At 30.5% G+C, this 17,108-nt stretch carries 19 protein-coding genes; 17 read left to right on the top strand and 2 right to left on the bottom strand.

What is annotated here, in order from left to right; all coding sequences use genetic code 11:
- Positions 1 to 182 precede the first annotated feature (182 nt).
- From IM45_RS02675 to IM45_RS02635, 9 genes are all read left to right on the top strand, one after another.
- Complete coding sequence (locus IM45_RS02675) at positions 183 to 800, top strand: Fe-Mn family superoxide dismutase (protein ID WP_038498963.1); 618 nt, start codon at positions 183 to 185, stop codon at positions 798 to 800.
- Positions 801 to 956: 156 nt separating this feature from the next.
- On the top strand, positions 957 to 1,907 hold the full coding sequence (gshB, locus tag IM45_RS02670) for a glutathione synthase (RefSeq protein WP_038499610.1): 951 nt from the start codon (positions 957 to 959) through the stop codon (positions 1,905 to 1,907).
- 93 nt (positions 1,908 to 2,000) lie between these two features.
- A complete protein-coding gene (locus IM45_RS02665) occupies positions 2,001 to 2,564 on the top strand; it encodes a YqgE/AlgH family protein (protein ID WP_038498960.1) in 564 nt (187 codons plus the stop codon).
- Entirely contained in the window at positions 2,564 to 2,992 is a 429-nt protein-coding gene (gene ruvX, locus IM45_RS02660; protein WP_038498957.1) for a Holliday junction resolvase RuvX, read from the top strand. The genes IM45_RS02665 and ruvX overlap by 1 nt, the downstream gene beginning before the upstream one ends.
- Before the next feature lie 191 nt (positions 2,993 to 3,183).
- Positions 3,184 to 3,744, top strand: coding sequence for a YggT family protein (locus IM45_RS02655; RefSeq protein ID WP_038498954.1), 561 nt, complete (start codon positions 3,184 to 3,186; stop codon positions 3,742 to 3,744).
- Between the two features lie 126 nt (positions 3,745 to 3,870).
- Positions 3,871 to 5,004, top strand: coding sequence for a radical SAM family heme chaperone HemW (gene hemW / locus IM45_RS02650; RefSeq protein WP_038498951.1), 1,134 nt, complete (start codon positions 3,871 to 3,873; stop codon positions 5,002 to 5,004).
- A 122-nt stretch (positions 5,005 to 5,126) separates the two neighbouring features.
- The gene (locus IM45_RS02645) at positions 5,127 to 5,372 is read left to right on the top strand and encodes an oxidative damage protection protein (protein WP_038498948.1); all 246 of its coding nucleotides are present in this window, start codon (positions 5,127 to 5,129) and stop codon (positions 5,370 to 5,372) included.
- 85 nt (positions 5,373 to 5,457) lie between these two features.
- The gene (mltC, locus tag IM45_RS02640; protein ID WP_038498945.1) at positions 5,458 to 6,549 is read left to right on the top strand and encodes a membrane-bound lytic murein transglycosylase MltC; all 1,092 of its coding nucleotides are present in this window, start codon (positions 5,458 to 5,460) and stop codon (positions 6,547 to 6,549) included.
- 55 nt (positions 6,550 to 6,604) lie between these two features.
- The gene (locus IM45_RS02635) at positions 6,605 to 7,465 is read left to right on the top strand and encodes an endonuclease/exonuclease/phosphatase family protein (protein ID WP_051984635.1); all 861 of its coding nucleotides are present in this window, start codon (positions 6,605 to 6,607) and stop codon (positions 7,463 to 7,465) included.
- Positions 7,466 to 7,597: 132 nt separating this feature from the next.
- Here the strand turns inward: IM45_RS02635 and gloB are convergent, their stop codons facing one another.
- Entirely contained in the window at positions 7,598 to 8,359 is a 762-nt protein-coding gene (gene gloB / locus IM45_RS02630) for a hydroxyacylglutathione hydrolase (RefSeq protein WP_038498942.1), read from the bottom strand.
- A gap of 39 nt (positions 8,360 to 8,398) precedes the next feature.
- On the opposite strand from gloB, the gene IM45_RS02625 reads away from it, so the two are divergent.
- Entirely contained in the window at positions 8,399 to 9,088 is a 690-nt protein-coding gene (locus IM45_RS02625; protein WP_038498938.1) for a methyltransferase domain-containing protein, read from the top strand.
- A 22-nt stretch (positions 9,089 to 9,110) separates the two neighbouring features.
- On the opposite strand, the gene rnhA is transcribed toward IM45_RS02625, so the two are convergent.
- Positions 9,111 to 9,575 carry a ribonuclease HI gene (gene rnhA, locus IM45_RS02620; protein ID WP_038499604.1) on the bottom strand — a complete coding sequence of 155 codons (465 nt, stop codon included), beginning with the start codon at positions 9,573 to 9,575 and terminating at the stop codon, positions 9,111 to 9,113.
- 62 nt (positions 9,576 to 9,637) lie between these two features.
- Here rnhA and dnaQ point away from each other — a divergent pair, with 62 nt between their 5' ends.
- From dnaQ to pheT, 7 genes are all read left to right on the top strand, one after another.
- On the top strand, positions 9,638 to 10,375 hold the full coding sequence (dnaQ, locus tag IM45_RS02615; protein ID WP_038499601.1) for a DNA polymerase III subunit epsilon: 738 nt from the start codon (positions 9,638 to 9,640) through the stop codon (positions 10,373 to 10,375).
- 157 nt (positions 10,376 to 10,532) lie between these two features.
- The gene (gene thrS / locus IM45_RS02610; RefSeq protein ID WP_038498934.1) at positions 10,533 to 12,461 is read left to right on the top strand and encodes a threonine--tRNA ligase; all 1,929 of its coding nucleotides are present in this window, start codon (positions 10,533 to 10,535) and stop codon (positions 12,459 to 12,461) included.
- Between the two features lie 4 nt (positions 12,462 to 12,465).
- Positions 12,466 to 13,017, top strand: a complete 552-nt coding sequence (infC, locus tag IM45_RS02605) for a translation initiation factor IF-3 (RefSeq protein ID WP_038498931.1) — start codon at positions 12,466 to 12,468, stop codon at positions 13,015 to 13,017.
- A gap of 69 nt (positions 13,018 to 13,086) precedes the next feature.
- Positions 13,087 to 13,284, top strand: coding sequence for a 50S ribosomal protein L35 (rpmI, locus tag IM45_RS02600; protein WP_038498929.1), 198 nt, complete (start codon positions 13,087 to 13,089; stop codon positions 13,282 to 13,284).
- A gap of 43 nt (positions 13,285 to 13,327) precedes the next feature.
- The gene (rplT, locus tag IM45_RS02595; protein WP_038498926.1) at positions 13,328 to 13,684 is read left to right on the top strand and encodes a 50S ribosomal protein L20; all 357 of its coding nucleotides are present in this window, start codon (positions 13,328 to 13,330) and stop codon (positions 13,682 to 13,684) included.
- Between the two features lie 52 nt (positions 13,685 to 13,736).
- A complete protein-coding gene (gene pheS / locus IM45_RS02590; protein WP_038498923.1) occupies positions 13,737 to 14,720 on the top strand; it encodes a phenylalanine--tRNA ligase subunit alpha in 984 nt (327 codons plus the stop codon).
- Positions 14,721 to 14,735: 15 nt separating this feature from the next.
- Positions 14,736 to 17,108 (top strand): phenylalanine--tRNA ligase subunit beta, encoded by a 2,373-nt coding sequence (gene pheT / locus IM45_RS02585; protein ID WP_038498920.1) that lies wholly within the window; start codon positions 14,736 to 14,738, stop codon positions 17,106 to 17,108.

Raw genomic sequence — 17,108 nt, 5'->3', positions numbered from 1 at the left:
GAGTAATACTCACTTTGTTAAAATAATCAACATAATATCTTTTATGTTGATTGATGAAATGATGACTAATCATTAGATAAACAATTAAAATGTTCACTTATTTATAATTAAATAAATTAACTAGTTGTTAACATAAACATAATTAATATTAATGTATATTAAATATTAATGGAGTCTTGAATATGAAATTTATTCTACCAACGTTACAATATAAATTTGATGCATTAGAACCATTTATTGATAAACAAACAATGGAAATACATTATACTAAACATCATCAAACCTATATTAATAATGCTAATAATATATTAGAAACATTACCTCAATTAGCACATTTATCAGTTGATGAACTCATTCAAAAATTAGATCAAGTTCCACTTGATAAACAAACGATACTACGAAACAATGCTGGTGGACATGCAAATCATAGTTTATTCTGGAAATGTTTAAAACAAGGTACAACCCTTCAAGGTAAATTAAAAACAATAATTGAACGTGATTTTGGTGATATAAATAAATTTAAAAAAACTTTTGAAAGCACTGCAATGACTTGTTTTGGTTCAGGATGGACCTGGTTAGTTAAAAAAGATAAGATCTTATCTATAGTTTCTACAGCTAATCAAGACAATCCATTAATGGGTAATGTATTTACTAATACATCAGGTTTTCCAATATTAGGTCTGGATGTTTGGGAACATGCTTATTATCTCAAGTATCAAAATCGTCGTTGTGATTATATTGAATCTTTTTGGAATGTAGTTAATTGGGACGAAGTAGCTATTCGTTTTGATTTAGTTTAATGATAACTAAATGTTTTTAACAAAATAATTTTAAAAAGTTTTTATGGTATATATTATTAATATATAATATATATTGAAACAATATTAGATACTGCAATTTAAGTATTTATTTTATTATGCATAAATGATTTAAGTTAAAGGGCTAAATCAAAAATGATGATTAAGTTAGGGATCATTATGGATCCAATTCAATCAATTAATATAAAAAAAGACACTAGCTTTGCCCTTTTGCTTGAAGCTCAAACACGTGGCTATAAAATATATTATATGGAAATTAATTATCTTTATTTACGTGGTGGAGATGCACGAGCTTATTGTCGATTACTTTCAGTAAAAAATGATTGTCAAAATTGGTATTCTTTTTATGGAGAAGAAGAGATAGATTTAAGAGATCTCGATGTTATCTTAATGCGTAAAAATCCACCAATAAATACAGAATTTATTTATTGTACTTATATTCTTGAATATGCTGAAAAACACGGTACACTAATTATAAATAAACCACAAAGTTTACGTGATTGTAATGAAAAAATATTTCCCTTATTGTTTCAAGTTTATACTCCTGAGACACTAGTTAGTCAACGTAATGAAGATATTAGAGCATTTTTGCAACAATATAATGATATTATCATAAAACCACTAAATAGTATGGGAGGTCAATCAGTTTTTCGTATTAAAAATACTGATCCTAATCTATCAGTTATAATTGAAACTTTGACTAATAATAACAAAAAGTTTTGTATGGCACAAATCTATCTTCCATCGATCGAAGATGGAGATAAACGAGTATTTGTTATTGATGGAAAACCAGTACCATATTGTTTAGCACGGATTCCTAACAAAGGCGAAACACGCGCTAACTTAGTAGCTGGTGGATACGGAGAAGCTCGTGCACTATCAAAAATAGACTGGGAAATTGCTCATAGTTTAGGACCAGTACTAAAACAAAAAGGTTTAATGTTTGTAGGTCTAGATATTATTGGTAATAAATTAACAGAGATAAATATAACTAGTCCGACTTGTGTATTAGAAATAGAAGCTATGTTTAAAATTTCTATTACAGGCATGCTCATGGATGCGATTGAAAAACATATTAAGACTATTTAACTAAAATTGTTTTTTTGAACGATAGATAATTACCTAAATTAAACTAGTTGAGTTAAATTATGTTTATTATTACTAATAACTAATGATAACGCAATGAATTTACAACATCATTTTCTTATTGCTATGCCTACTCTGCAAGACCCATTATTTAAGCAATCAGTAGTCTACATTTGTACACATAACCACGAAGGAGCTATGGGAATTATTATTAATAAACCTGTCAAAAGATTTACAGTTGCTAGTGTTTTACATAAATTAAAAATTATACCTATCGATCATAATCCTATTATACCATTAGATATACCAGTTTTTGCTGGTGGTCCTCTATCTGATGATCGCGGTTTTATTCTACATACTCCACGCGATGGTTTTAGTGCAAGTATAAGTATTTCTCCACAAACAATGATTACGACATCAAAAGATGTATTAGAAACTTTAGGAACTATAAAGCAACCAGATAATATATTAGTAGCTCTTGGTTATGCTGGTTGGGAAGAGGGACAGCTTGAACAAGAGTTACGAGAAAATTCTTGGCTAACAACACCTGCTGATCACCAAATTTTATTTAATACTCCTATATCAATCCGCTGGCGGGAAGCAGCGAAAATATTAGGCATCGATATACATAATATCGTCAATCAAGTAGGGCATGCCTAATGATAAATAGTATTTTTATGGCATTTGATTTTGGAACAAAGAATATAGGTATCGCAATTGGCCAACGTATAACTTGTACTGCACAACCATTAACTACTTTTAAAGTACGTAATGGTATACCTAATTGGCTACAACTTAAACAAATTATACAAGATTGGCAACCAAAAACTATAATAGTTGGTTTACCTTTAAATATGGATGCTAGTGATCAACCAATTACAATTAAAGCACGGCATTTCGCTAACCTACTACGTTACCACTGTGATGTTCAGGTGGTACTACATGATGAACGTCTTAGTACTATAGAAGCCCGCGCTAATTTATTTGCTTATGGTGGTTATCGTGCTTTAAAAAAAAAACAGGTAGATGCTAGAGCAGCGGTAATCATTATGGAAAGTTGGTTTGAACAATTTCCTATTGAATCATAAATTCAAACGTGTTTTGGTTAAAATAATAGCTTTTATATATTAAAATTCACCTCTAATATTTCTCAAATGTTTAGACACATTCGTCTATAATTCATTTTTTTATAAATATACTAGATGATACTATCATCTAGTACATTATAATAATTAATTTTAATCAATTTGATAATTTGATTCAAGGATGTAATATTTATATGTTGACATTAACACTAATATTTTTAGTGAAAATATTCATTGATTTTTATATAAAAGCAATATTACTAAGAGTATGGATACAATGGGCACATTGTGATTTTTATCATCAACTAACAAAGATTATAGTACAATTAACTCAATTGTTAGTTAATTTAACTTATCGCATTATTTCTCCATTAGCACCATTAGATAAGACTTTATTATTCTTAGGATTTATTTTAGCTTGTATTAAATTTCCACTTTTAAAAATAATGATAGCAGATATACCTACATTAGATTCAATATATCTTTTAGTAGGTATATTAACATTAGTGAAAGCAATTATCGATCTAGTATTTTGGGTGATGATAATACATTCATTATTAACTTGGATTAGTCCATCTTTTTCTCCAATAAATATTTTCTTTTATCAGCTTAGTGAATTATTACTTTCTAGAATTCGTTTGATTATTCCAGTTATAAGTGGAATAGACTTATCTACCACTATTATAATAATGTTCATTTATTTAATTAATTCTTTATTGAGTTATTATTTTCCAGAAATATGGGTGAATCTTTAATTACGGTTGCTACATTATTAATGTATAAAGCTATTATTAATTTTTATATAATGATATAAACATAATATATTTTATATTTAATAAAAATTATTTTTTATATCTTACTATCATCAGTTCTAACAAAATATGAATAAAAATTTACCACCATTAAGTTTATATATACATATTCCTTGGTGTATTAAAAAATGTTTTTATTGTGATTTTAATACTTATTTAGTAAAACTAAATATCTCTTATCAAGAATATGTTCGTCATTTACTAATAGATCTAGAAAAAAATATTTATTTAAGTTATGGTCGAACCATAAAAACACTGTTTATCGGGGGAGGTACTCCAAGTTTATTAAATTTATGTGCTCTACAACAATTACTAGATGGTATCTATCAACGGTTACCAATAGCATCAAATATAGAAACTACTATAGAAGTGAATCCTGGTACGATTGAAGAAAAAGATTTAATTAATTACCTCCAAGCGGGAGTAAATCGTCTTTCTATTGGAGTACAAAGTTTTAATTTAAAAAAGTTAACATCTCTTGGTCGTATTCATGGACCAGAGGACGCAAACAATGCTGCTTTATTAGCATCTACTATTGGCTTACACAACTTTAATCTTGATTTAATGCATGGATTACCAAAACAAACACTACATGAAGCACTGGAAGATTTACAGCAAGCAATATCTCTTATGCCAGCACATATTTCATGGTATCAGTTAGAAATCGAACCTAAGACTATTTTTGGTTATTATCCACCAGTATTACCTGATGATGATCTTTTATGGGATATCTACCAAAATGGTCATCAGTTACTAATAGCATCTGGTTATCAACAGTATGAGATTTCGGCTTATTCCCATACTGGTTATGAATGTTTCCATAATCTAAACTATTGGCGTTTTGGAGATTATTTAGGTATTGGAAGCGGTGCTCATAGTAAGATTACTAAGCCGGATGGTAAAGTACTACGTATCGTCAAAACTAGTAATCCACGTCGTTATATGCAAGGGTATTATCTAGATAAATTGTATCAAGTTTCGTTACGAGATTTACCTTTTGAATATTTTATGAATCGTTTTCGTTTGCTTGAGGCAGTTCCGCGTAAAGAGTTTACTAAATTTACTAATCTTGCAGAAAGTACGGTACGTTTAGCTTTAGATAAAGCATTAACCCTTGGATATATCAGCGAAAGTAATGAATATTGGCAAGTCACATCACAAGGAAAATTATATCTAAATTTATTACTAGAATTATTTCTATAATAGTAAAAATTACTCTAAATTAACCAATTACCTATAAGTTTTACGTAATAATAGATAACGAATTTAATAAAAATTAATTAATAGCAATAAAACATTATCAAAATAAACCAAAGAGATAAATGATGAGTAGAAAAATATTCTGTACTTTTTTAAACCGTTACGCAGAAGGACAAGACTTACAATCTTATCCAGGTGAACTAGGGAAACGTATTTTTAATAATATTTCTAAAGAAGCATGGACTAAATGGCAAACTAAACAAACGATGCTAATAAACGAAAATCAATTAAATATGATGAATATCAGTGATCGTCAATATTTAGAAACACAAATGATTGCTTTTTTATTTGCAGAAAAAAATTTCTTGTAAACTAAAATATATTATATAGCTAATAGCTAATAAATTTTAGTTATATATTTCATATCTAACGAATGATTAGTATTTATTTTATAAAATGACAAAAAACATTTTTTTATTATTCTTCATACCATTATTAATTTCTTGTGATCATAATAAACATCACTTAATGAATTTAAAAAATGAAGTTAGTATAAAAGATACAAAATGTTTTGATATGTTAATCGAACAATTTGCAAATAATATTGAAGATATGTGGGGTATTAATGAAATCATTCTTACCGGTCCAAAAGATTATATAAAATATACTGATCATTATCAAACTCGTAGTCATATTAATTTTAATACAGGGATTATTACATTTGAAACGATTACTAGTAATAGTTATATAAATAATTTACGCAAAGCGATTATCTATACTCTATTGATGAAAAACGATGCTCATATTATAAACTTATACTCTGATATTAAGCAGATCCCTAATATTTCTATTAGTCAAGAGCCATTTCTTTATGGTCAAGTACTAGATAATTATAACCAACCAATTCGTTGGTTGTGGCGAGCAAGTAATTTTGCTGATTATTTACTACAGACTAGTTTACAATTTCGTACTTCGTTACGAAATAAAATTTATTCAATAACTATTAAGCTCGTTCCAAATCATATAGATAAACGAGCACATAAATATTTAGAAATAGTAAAAAAAATAGCTCATCAGTACGATGTAGATCAATCATTAATTTTAGCAATTATGCAAACAGAATCAAGCTTTAATCCTTATGCTGTGAGTCATACGAATGCATTAGGTTTAATGCAAGTAGTACAAAATAGCGCAGGTCGTGATGTTTTTAAAATGAAAAAAAAAATAGGTCAACCAAGTCGTAACTATTTATTTGATCCAGAAAAAAATATCGACATTGGTACAGCTTATTTAGCAATGCTGCAAAATAACTATTTAAGTGGTATTATTAATTTAACATCACGCCGCTATGCAGTTATTATAGCTTATAATAGTGGTGTGAGTAGTGTACTAAGAGTTTTTTCCCATGATCCAAACCAAGCATTGAAAATGATTAATCATCTACAGCCAAATGAAGTATACCAAATGCTCTATACACGTCATCCATCTGCTGAATCACGTCGTTATTTATATAAAGTAAATAATTTACAAAAAAATTACAATCGATAACATCAATCAGTAGATTGATATGAACTACACGTTCATAACAAAAACATTATCACATATGCAAAAATATGTAAAAAATAGACCATACCATGCAAAAAAAACATATGCAGTTAGATATATAGCCGGACAACCAGTTAAACGTATTTTTCCACCTCTGAATTTAGGAGAGGTAAACCATACAGTACAGTTAGGAAATCCTTTGCTAAGCTCTCATGTTCTAGAGGTAATGGTATGGAATATTTTTAAACAGCAACGTACAAATTGGTTATCTGTACTAGAACGTTTTGGAAAAAAAACTCAATTAGTTTTGCTACAAGAAGCACAAACAACTCCAGAACTAATTAGTTTTGCTACATCACATTATTTAGCAGCAGATCAAGTACCTGCACTTATACTTCCACAACATCCTTCAGGTGTAATGACTTTATCTACTGCCCATCCAGTTTATTGTTGCCCGTTACGTGAACGGGAACCATTATTACGAATAGCTAAATCAGCATTAATAACTATTTATCCAGTATATCAAACGATGTTAATAATGGTTATTAATATTCATGCTATCAATTTTAGTTTTGGTCTTGATGTTTATAGTAAGCAATTCAGACTCATTGGTGATCATATTATTAAGCATAATGGACCAGTTATTATGGCTGGTGATTTTAATACTTGGAGTAGACAAAGAATACTAGCACTATATAGATTTACTGAACGTATGATGTTAGGTGAAGTGAATTTTATGAATGATCAACGTAAAAGAGTTTTTGGTAGACCTTTAGATTTTATATTTTATCGTGATATGAATGTTGCTGACGCTTCAGTGATCGTTACCCAAGCTTCAGATCATAATCCACTGTTAGTAACATTTAATATCAATAAAGCATATTTTTACAACAAGACATCTTGTTTAAATTCTTTATAAAATTAAATTAATATTAAATATAGTAATACAATGTTTATAACAGTAATATACTCTTATTAGTTTTATATATGCTATCTGTAATAGTTGTGTGAGTAAACAATAATAAAAAGTTTGTATAGTTCGTTAATCAACTTAGTTAAGTTTAAATTGATCTCTTTTTTGACGTACAATAGAAAAAACCTTCCATGTTTCACCTAATTTTGGGTAAAAATTTATGGCTTTTTGTAAATTCAGATCATGACAAAGAAAAAAAGGATTAATTAGACGTTCTAAATATAGCGTACTAGGCTGAATTTGTTTTTTTTGAATGATTAACTGTTGCATATCTAATTGATAACTATTAATCACATTATTATCAGGCAATAAAGAAGCAGCAAATGCTAAATTTACTAATGTATATTCATGTCCACTACATATTAATGTGTTTGGAGAAAGTTTATTAATTTTCTGACAAGATTCATACATTTGCTTAGGAGTACCCTCAAAAATTTTACCACAACCTGCAGAAAATATAGTATCTCCACAAAATAACCATGGATCACTGTAATATCCAATATGCCCTAAAGTATGTCCAGGAAACGATAAAATATCAAAATTTATATCTAAAAGCGTAATATTATCGCCTTCTTTTAGAATAATATTAGCACCTTGTTTAATTGTTTCCTGCGGACCATAAACTGAAACTGGGAAGTACTGTAATAACATAGGTACTCCACATACATGATCATCATGATGATGAGTTAATAAAATACTAGTTAGTCTAAGTTTATTTGTTGATAGTGTTTGTAGCACAGGAATAGCTTCACCAGGATCAATTACTAAACATTCTTGGTGATCATTATATAAAATCCAAATGTAATTATCTGTTAGTGCAGAAATACTGATAAGATTCATCATTCATCTAAGTTGAGAGCTATGCTTAAGCTATTAAAAATGAAACACAAAAAAATTAATTCATTAATTACTCCAACATCATGGAATGATATTAATTGCGGAATGTACTATCGGCAAACGTTAGAGCAAGGATTGCAATATTGGTGGCCTAAGTTATTTGGTTTTTATTTGCTAAAAATAGGTTCTCTGAGTATAGAATTAGATACTAAGACTTGTGCAATATCCCACCAAGTCAATGTAGGATTCAATTGCAAAAATTTGCAAGTAATAGCAAATCCTGATGCACTACCTTTCGCTAATAAATCAACTGACGCCTGTTTACTAGCACATACGTTATCTTATCATAGCAATCCACATCGTCAATTAAGCGAGGTAGATCGCGTATTAATTAATGATGGATGGTTAATTTTAACCACTTTTAATTTAATTAGTATATTAGGAATGATTAATGTATGCCCATTTTTAGTACGTAATCATCAGTTTAGAAGCAGAATGTTTACTAAAATGCGATTACTAAATTGGTTAAGTGAGTTAAATTTTGAGGTAGTACATTATATGTCACTCAAAACGTTATTCTCACAATATAAGAACATACTACATACTAATTATTCAAATATAGGTTGCTTAAACATCATTATAGCGCGTAAACGTACTATTCCACTCAACTTTACATTGATAAAACATCCATTTCAAGTGACTTTAAAACCTTATTTATTTCATAACAATTAATTATAGTATCTAAAAACTAATATTATTTCTTAGTTTGATACCCAAAGTCTTCTAATACTGGATGCCCAGCCGCGGCACGAGCAAGTGCATCACAACGTTCATTTTCTGGATGACCAGTATGACTTTTGACCCAATGCCAATTTAGTATATGTGAGTAACTAATAATATCTAATCGTTGCCATAAATCTATATTTTTTATACTTTTTTTAGCATTCTTCCAGTTATACTTTTTCCAGTTAGATATCCATTGAACAATACCTTGATAAACATATTTACTATCGATATGAATTATTACTTCACAAGGTTCTTGTAAAAACTCTAGTGCGATAATTGTTGCCATTAATTCCATACGATTATTAGTAGTGAGTTTAAAACCAGCGCTATATTCTTTTTCATATTGTTTATAACGTAATATAATACCATATCCACCTGGACCAGGATTACCAAGACATGAACCATCGGCAAAGATTTCTATCTGTTTGCGCATGATATTATAATACACTTTTATTAAATCATAAATTAATTTTTTACAGCACACTAATAAGTATGATAAATACTAACATTAAACGACAAATTATCTTAGATACTGAAACAACCGGAATCAATAAACTAGGAGTTCACTATGAAGGACATAGAATTATTGAAATTGGTGCCGTAGAAATCATTAATCGTCGTATTACGAGTAAATATTTTCATGTCTATCTAAACCCAGAACGTCCCATTGATCAAGAAGCTTTTAATATTCATGGTATTAGCAATGAGTTTCTAAAAGATAAACCTACGTTTGCACAAATCGTAAAAAAATTTATTGCTTTTATATCTGGTAGTGAATTAATTATTCATAATGCAAAATTTGATATTGGTTTTATAGATTATGAGTTTCGAATGCTTAACTGTGGTATAAATAATACTAATACTTTTTGTAAAGTAACGGATAGCTTATTACTTGCAAGAAAAATATTTCCTGGCAAACATAATAGTTTAGATGCTTTATGTAATCGCTATTGTATTAATCGTAGTACACGAACTAAGCATGGAGCATTACTTGACGCAAAGATTTTAGCTAAAGTTTTCTTGTTAATGACCGGTGGACAAATAACAATTGATTTAACTATAGAGCCAAAAAATAAAAAACCAAAAGTAATCCAAGATCAAAATATTTATAATAATTTACAAAAAACTGCAGTATTAAAAGTAATTTATGCTACTTATGATGAAGTTACAACACATAATAAGTTATTAGACTTAATAGAAACTAAGAGTCGTCAATGTTTATGGAGAACCTAATTTTCATATCAATATAAATAATATTTCTATTATAAATAGAAACATTATTTAATCTCGAAACAAAACATATTTTTTAGTATATTTCAATAAATATTTTATTCATTAAAATAATAATTATAAAAGGTTTTTCTGCGAAAGGCTAAACAAGGACATTTATATGCCTGTTATCATTCTTCCAGATGGTATTCAATACAAATTTAAATATCCAGTTTCTTCCCTAGATGTTGCAAGCCATATTAGTACTAATTTAGCAAAGATTTGTATTGCTGGCTATGTTAATAATAAATTAGTCGATGCTGTTGATTTAATTACTCAGAATGCTCAGCTTAAGCTAATCACAGCTGAAGATCAAGTAGGTCTAGAAATTATTCGTCATTCTTGTGCTCATTTATTAGGACATGCTATCAAGCAACTGTGGCCTGAAACCAAAATGGCAATAGGGCCCGTTATCAATAATGGATTTTATTATGATGTTGATCTCAAACACACGTTAAAACAAGAAGATATCAACTTACTAGAAAAGCATATGCAAGAATTAGCTAATAAAAATTATGATGTTATTAAAAAAAATGTTAGTTGGCAGGAAGCACGTGATATATTTGAATGTCGTGGTGAAATATATAAAGTCGCAATTCTTGACGAACAAATTAGTAATCATATTCAGCTAGCACTTTACTACCATGAAGAGTATGTTGATATGTGTCGAGGTCCCCACGTACCTAATATGCGTTTTTGTCATCACTTTAAATTACAAAAAACTTCTGGCGCTTATTGGCGTGGTAACTGTACTAATAATAAACTTCAACGTATTTATGGCACTGCTTGGGGAAATGAGAAACAACTCAATCTTTATTTACAATCTTTAAAAGAAATTAATAAACGAGATCATCGTAAAATAGGTCAAAAATTAGATCTGTATCATATGCAAGAAGAAGCACCAGGTATGGTATTTTGGCATGTTGATGGTTGGATAATTTTTCGTCAACTAGAACAATTTATACGTAATAAGCTCAAAATATATCAGTACCAAGAAGTAAAAAGTCCAGTCATGATCGATCGTTTACTCTGGGAGCAAACAGGACATTGGTTAAATTATAAAGAACATATATTTACAACATCTTCAGAAAATCGAGATTACTGTATTAAGCCAATGAATTGTCCAGGTCATGTTCAAATATTTAATCAACAAATAAAATCTTACCGTGATTTACCGGTACGCATAGCGGAATTTGGTAGTTGCTATCGTAATGAACCTTCAGGATCTTTACATGGTTTAATGCGTGTTCGTGGATTTACTCAAGATGATGCCCATATTTTTTGTACAGAAGAACAAGTACGTGATGAGATTAATAATAGTATCAAAATAATATATGATATTTATCATACCTTTGGTTTCAAAACTATCTTAGTAAATCTTTCTACTAGACCAGAAAACCGTATTGGTAATGATGAAATGTGGGATAAAGCTGAACGTGATTTAGCAACTACGCTTACCGATAATAATATTAATTTTAACTACGTATTAGGAGCAGGTGCTTTCTATGGCCCGAAAATAGAATTTACTTTACTTGATTGCTTAGATCGTACCTGGCAATGTGGTACCATTCAGCTAGATTTTTCTTTACCACATCGTTTAAACACCTATTATATTAATGCTCAAAATAAACGAATAGTTCCCGTAATGATTCACCGTGCCATTTTAGGATCTCTTGAACGTTTTATCGGGATATTAACAGAAGAGTATGCCGGTTCTTTTCCGACTTGGTTAGCACCAACACAGGTAGTTTTAATGAATATTAGTGATCATCAATCTGAATATGTTACAAAATTAATGCAAAAATTATCTACAGCAGATATTAGAGTTAAAACAGACTTGAGAAATGAAAAGATAGGCTTTAAAATCCGGGAGCATACTTTGCGTAGAGTACCTTATATGCTAATTTGTGGAGATGAAGAAATGAAAATCGGCAAAGTTACTGTACGTACACGCTATGGCAAAAACCTAGGTTGTATTGATGTCAATAATTTTATTCAAAAGCTACAGCACGAAATTAACTACCATCATCTTCATCAACTAGAGGAATAATAGTATTAAAGGCGAGAAAAGAGCTCAACCAATGCGGTCAATAAATAGAATTAACTTAGAAATCTGCGCTGGTAAAGTACGATTAACAGGTATAGACGGTGAGCCAATAGGTATTGTTAGTCTAAATCAAGCTCTTCAAAAAGCTGAAGAAGCAGGGGTTGATTTAGTAGAAATTAGTCCAAATGCCGAACCTCCTGTTTGCAGAATAATGAATTATGGCAAATTTATTTATGAAAAAAGCAAATCTACGAAAGAACAAAAGAAAAAACAAAAAATCATTCAAGTAAAGGAAATTAAATTTAGGCCTAGTATTGATGAAAATGACTATCAAATCAAAGTCCGTAATTTAATTCGCTTTTTAGAAGCGGGAGATAAAGTTAAGATTACTTTACGATTCCGTGGACGTGAAATGGCGCATCAAAAGATTGGTCTTGAAATTCTTAATCGTATTCGTGAAGACTTAAGCGAAATTACTTTCGTTGAATCATTACCAAGTAAAATAGAAGGACGTCAAATTATAATGATACTGGCACCCAAAAAAAATAAGCAAACATAACTAATTAACATACAATATAATACAAGTAAATCTTGTATTAATTATGTACATGCATGTAGAGATAACAAAATGCCAAAACTAAAAAGCGTACGGGGAGCTACAAAACGCTTTAAGAAAATCTCAGGGGGTGGTTTCAAACATAAACAAGCCCACTTACGTCATCTTCTCACTAAAAAATCGACTAATCGTAAACGTCATTTACGTTTAAAATCTGTAGTATCTAAAGGTGATCATAGTTTGGTAGTACATTGTCTGCCATATGCGTAAGTAATACGTTAGTTCTATTTGCACTTCTAAGGAGAAAAAGTATATGGCACGCATCAAACGTGGTGTAGTTGCTCGTGCGCGACACAAAAAAATATTAAAACAAGCTAATGGTTACTACGGTGCTCGTTCACGTGTTTATCGTGTTGCTTTCCAAGCAGTGCTTAAAGCAGGTCAGTACTCTTATCGTGATCGTCGTTGTAAGAAACGTGAGTTTCGGAAACTATGGGTAACACGTATTAATGCTGCTGTACGTCAGTACGATATGAATTATAGTAAGTTTATTAATGGTCTGAAAAAAGCATCAATTAATATTGATCGTAAGATATTAGCAGAAATAGCTATCTTTGATAATGTAGCTTTTACTACTCTAGTGGATAAAGTAAAAAATACTATTTTGTAGATAATAATAACAATGATTGATAAAGTTGAGTTAGTAACGGCAGGAAAAACTCATGCCAAATCTTGCAGACTTAGTTGCACAAGCCAAAAAAGCTATCGAAAATTCTAATAATCTAGATACTCTAGAGTTAATACGTATAAAATATTTAGGTAAAAAAGGACTATTAACTCAACAAATAGTAAAATTACGTTATCTAACTCCAGAACAACAACCGACAGTAGGTGCAATAATTAATCATGCTAAACAAGCAGTTCAATATGCACTGATAGAACGCAAAAAAACTCTCAAATTAGTAGAGATGAAGGTTCAAATCACAACAGAAACTCTCGATGTATCTTTACCAGGTAGACGTATAGATAATGGTGGATTACATCCAATATCACATACAATTTTTAGGATTGAACGTTTTTTTAGTAAACTAGGTTTTTCAGTAGTAAAAGGACCAGAAATAGAACAGAGTTATTATAACTTTGATGCGTTAAATATTCCTATTCATCATCCATCTCGTGCTGATCATGATACTTTTTGGATTGATAGCACCCGTCTGTTGCGTACTCAAACTTCTGGTATTCAGATTAGAACTATGCAAGCCTACCCACCACCGATGCGTATTATCGCATCGGGTCGTGTTTACCGTAATGATTACGACCAGACTCATACTCCTATGTTTCATCAAATAGAAGGATTAATCATAGATAGAGATATTCATTTTACTAACCTAAAAAATACTATGTATGAATTTGTACGTAATTTTTTTGAAGAAGATCTCAAAGTACGTTTTCGTCCTTCATATTTTCCGTTTACTGAACCTGCAGCTGAAGTAGATATCATGGGTAAGAATGATTGCTGGCTGGAAGTACTCGGCTGCGGTATAGTGCACCCTAAAATACTACACAATGTTGGTATTAATCCAGATCTATATTCAGGTTTTGCTTTTGGTATTGGTATAGAGAGAATGGCAATGCTACGTTATGGTATTACTGATTTACGAATTTTCTTTGAAAATGATTTACGTTTTCTTAAACAATTTAAGTAAAGGGTTGTACTAATATTGAAACTAAGTGAACTTTGGCTACGTGAGTGGGTCAATCCAACGCTCGATAGCAATGCTCTAGTAGAACAAATGACAATGTTTGGTCTAGAAGTAAAAAGTATTGAAGTAGTTACTCGTGAGTTTACTAACGTAGTTATTGGTCGCATAGTAACATGTTGTCATCATCCTCATGATGACAAATTATGGATTACCAAAGTCGATATCAAGGGTCCTGCTCTACTAAATATTGTTTGTAGTGCTCCTAACTGTCGTAATGATTTACGAGTTGCTGTAGATATAGTAAGCACAGTATTACATGATAAACACTCACAAGGAAAATTATGCTCTTATTCGGAATTAGGTATTACCGGTATTCATCAACATATTGGCATTATTGAGTTACCAATTGATGCGCCTATTGGATGTAATCTATGCGATTATTTACAACTCAACGATCAAATTATAGATATTAGTGTGACACCTAATCGTGCTGATTGCTTAGGAATCCTAGGCATTGCTCGCGAGGTGGCTCTTATAAACAAATTACCATTACAACAAGTATTAAGTAAACCAGTTAAGCCAGTTATTACTAATAGATTACCAATCTATATAGACGATACTGTTGCTTGTCCTAGATATCTTGGTAGAGTAGTACAAAACATCAATGCTAGCATTATCACTCCTCTGTGGATAAAAGAAAAATTACGCCGTAGCAGTATCTCTTTGGTAAATGTTGTAGTTGATATTACTAATTACATTCTACTAGAGTTTGGTCAACCTATGCATGCTTTTGATATGAATTCTATTCATGGTGGAATTATTGTAAGACTAGCAGAGCAAGGAGAAAAACTCATTTTACTGAATGGACGTGAAGTAACCTTAACATCAGATACACTTATTATCTCTGATTACAGTAAAATATTAGCTATAGCTGGTATTTTAGGAGGTATGCACTCTAGTATTAGCCTTACTAGCCGTGATATTTTTTTAGAATGTGCTTTTTTTACTCCTTTAGCAATTATCGGGCGCGCACGTCGCTATAGTTTACATACTGAAGCTTCACTTCGTTATGAACGTGGTGTTGATCCAGAGCTACCTCATCGAGTAATTGAACGAGCTACTGAGTTATTACTAGAAATTTGTGGTGGGCAGCCTGGCCCAATAATTAATGTTACTAATTTTGCAACATTACCTAAGTCAACTACTGTCAACCTACGACGTACAAAGCTTTTTAGCTTAATAGGACATATTATTCCCGATAAAGAAATTCATGATATTTTAGTACGAATAGGCTGTACAATTAACGATACAGCTTATGGTTGGCAAATATTAACACCTAGCTGGCGTTTTGATCTAGAGATTGAAGAAAATCTAATTAAAGAAGTAGTACGAATATATGGCTACCATAATATTCCTAATGTTCCAATACGATCTGACTTATTAATTACAGATTTTATGACATATGATAAAGAAACGGTATTACCTTTAGAGCGCGTAAAAACACTATTAGTAGACCGTGGATATCACGAAATTATAACCTATAGTTTTATCAATCCTAAAATACAAGAGTTACTATTTCCTGGACAAAATATGTTATTGTTACCAAAGCCTATTTCACCAGAAATGTCAGCTATGCGGCTGTCACTTTTACCCGGTATTTTAAGTACTATACTCTATAATAAAAATCGTCAGCAGGAAAACATACGTTTTTTTGAAAGTGGCTTATGTTTTATTCCAGATAAAACAGCTGATCAAGGCATTCGTCAAGATTTACTATTGGCTGGTGCTATTACAGGATTACGTTTCGATGAGCATTGGGATTTAGTGCCTCAGCCCGTTGATTTTTATGATGTCAAAGGTGATATTGAGGCAATACTTCAACTTACTGGGAAACTAGTAAATTTTGAATTTCAAGCGCAAACAAATACTATACTACATCCGGGTCAAAGTGCAGCAATTTATCTTCATGGTGAAATAATTGGATGGGTTGGAGTTATTCATCCTACTTTAGAAGAAAAACTCAATTTAAATTTACGTACATTAGTATTCGAAATACTATGGGAAAAAATTACCGAGCGTAAAGTTGCTAAAGCTACTTCCCTTTCTCCATTTCCTACAACTTGCCGTGATATTAATATAGTTGTTGCAGAAAATATTAGAGCTATAGATATTATTAATCAATGTAAATTAATTATTAATAATAATTTATATTCAATAAAGCTACTTAGTGTGTATAAAGGTATAGGTATATCAAAAGATTTTAAAAGTTTAGCTATTCGTTTTGTATTGCAGAATAATCGAAGTACACTAAAAGAAAAAGAGATTGCTGCAATAATTTCAAAATGCATAGCGGTATTAAAACAACGATTCCAAGCCTCCTTGAGAGATTGA

This window comes from Candidatus Palibaumannia cicadellinicola, assembly GCF_000754265.1.
Lineage (GTDB): Bacteria > Pseudomonadota > Gammaproteobacteria > Enterobacterales > Enterobacteriaceae > Baumannia > Baumannia cicadellinicola_B.
Note: the sequence above shows the minus strand (reverse complement) of the source record. Positions and strands in the feature narration are given on the sequence as shown.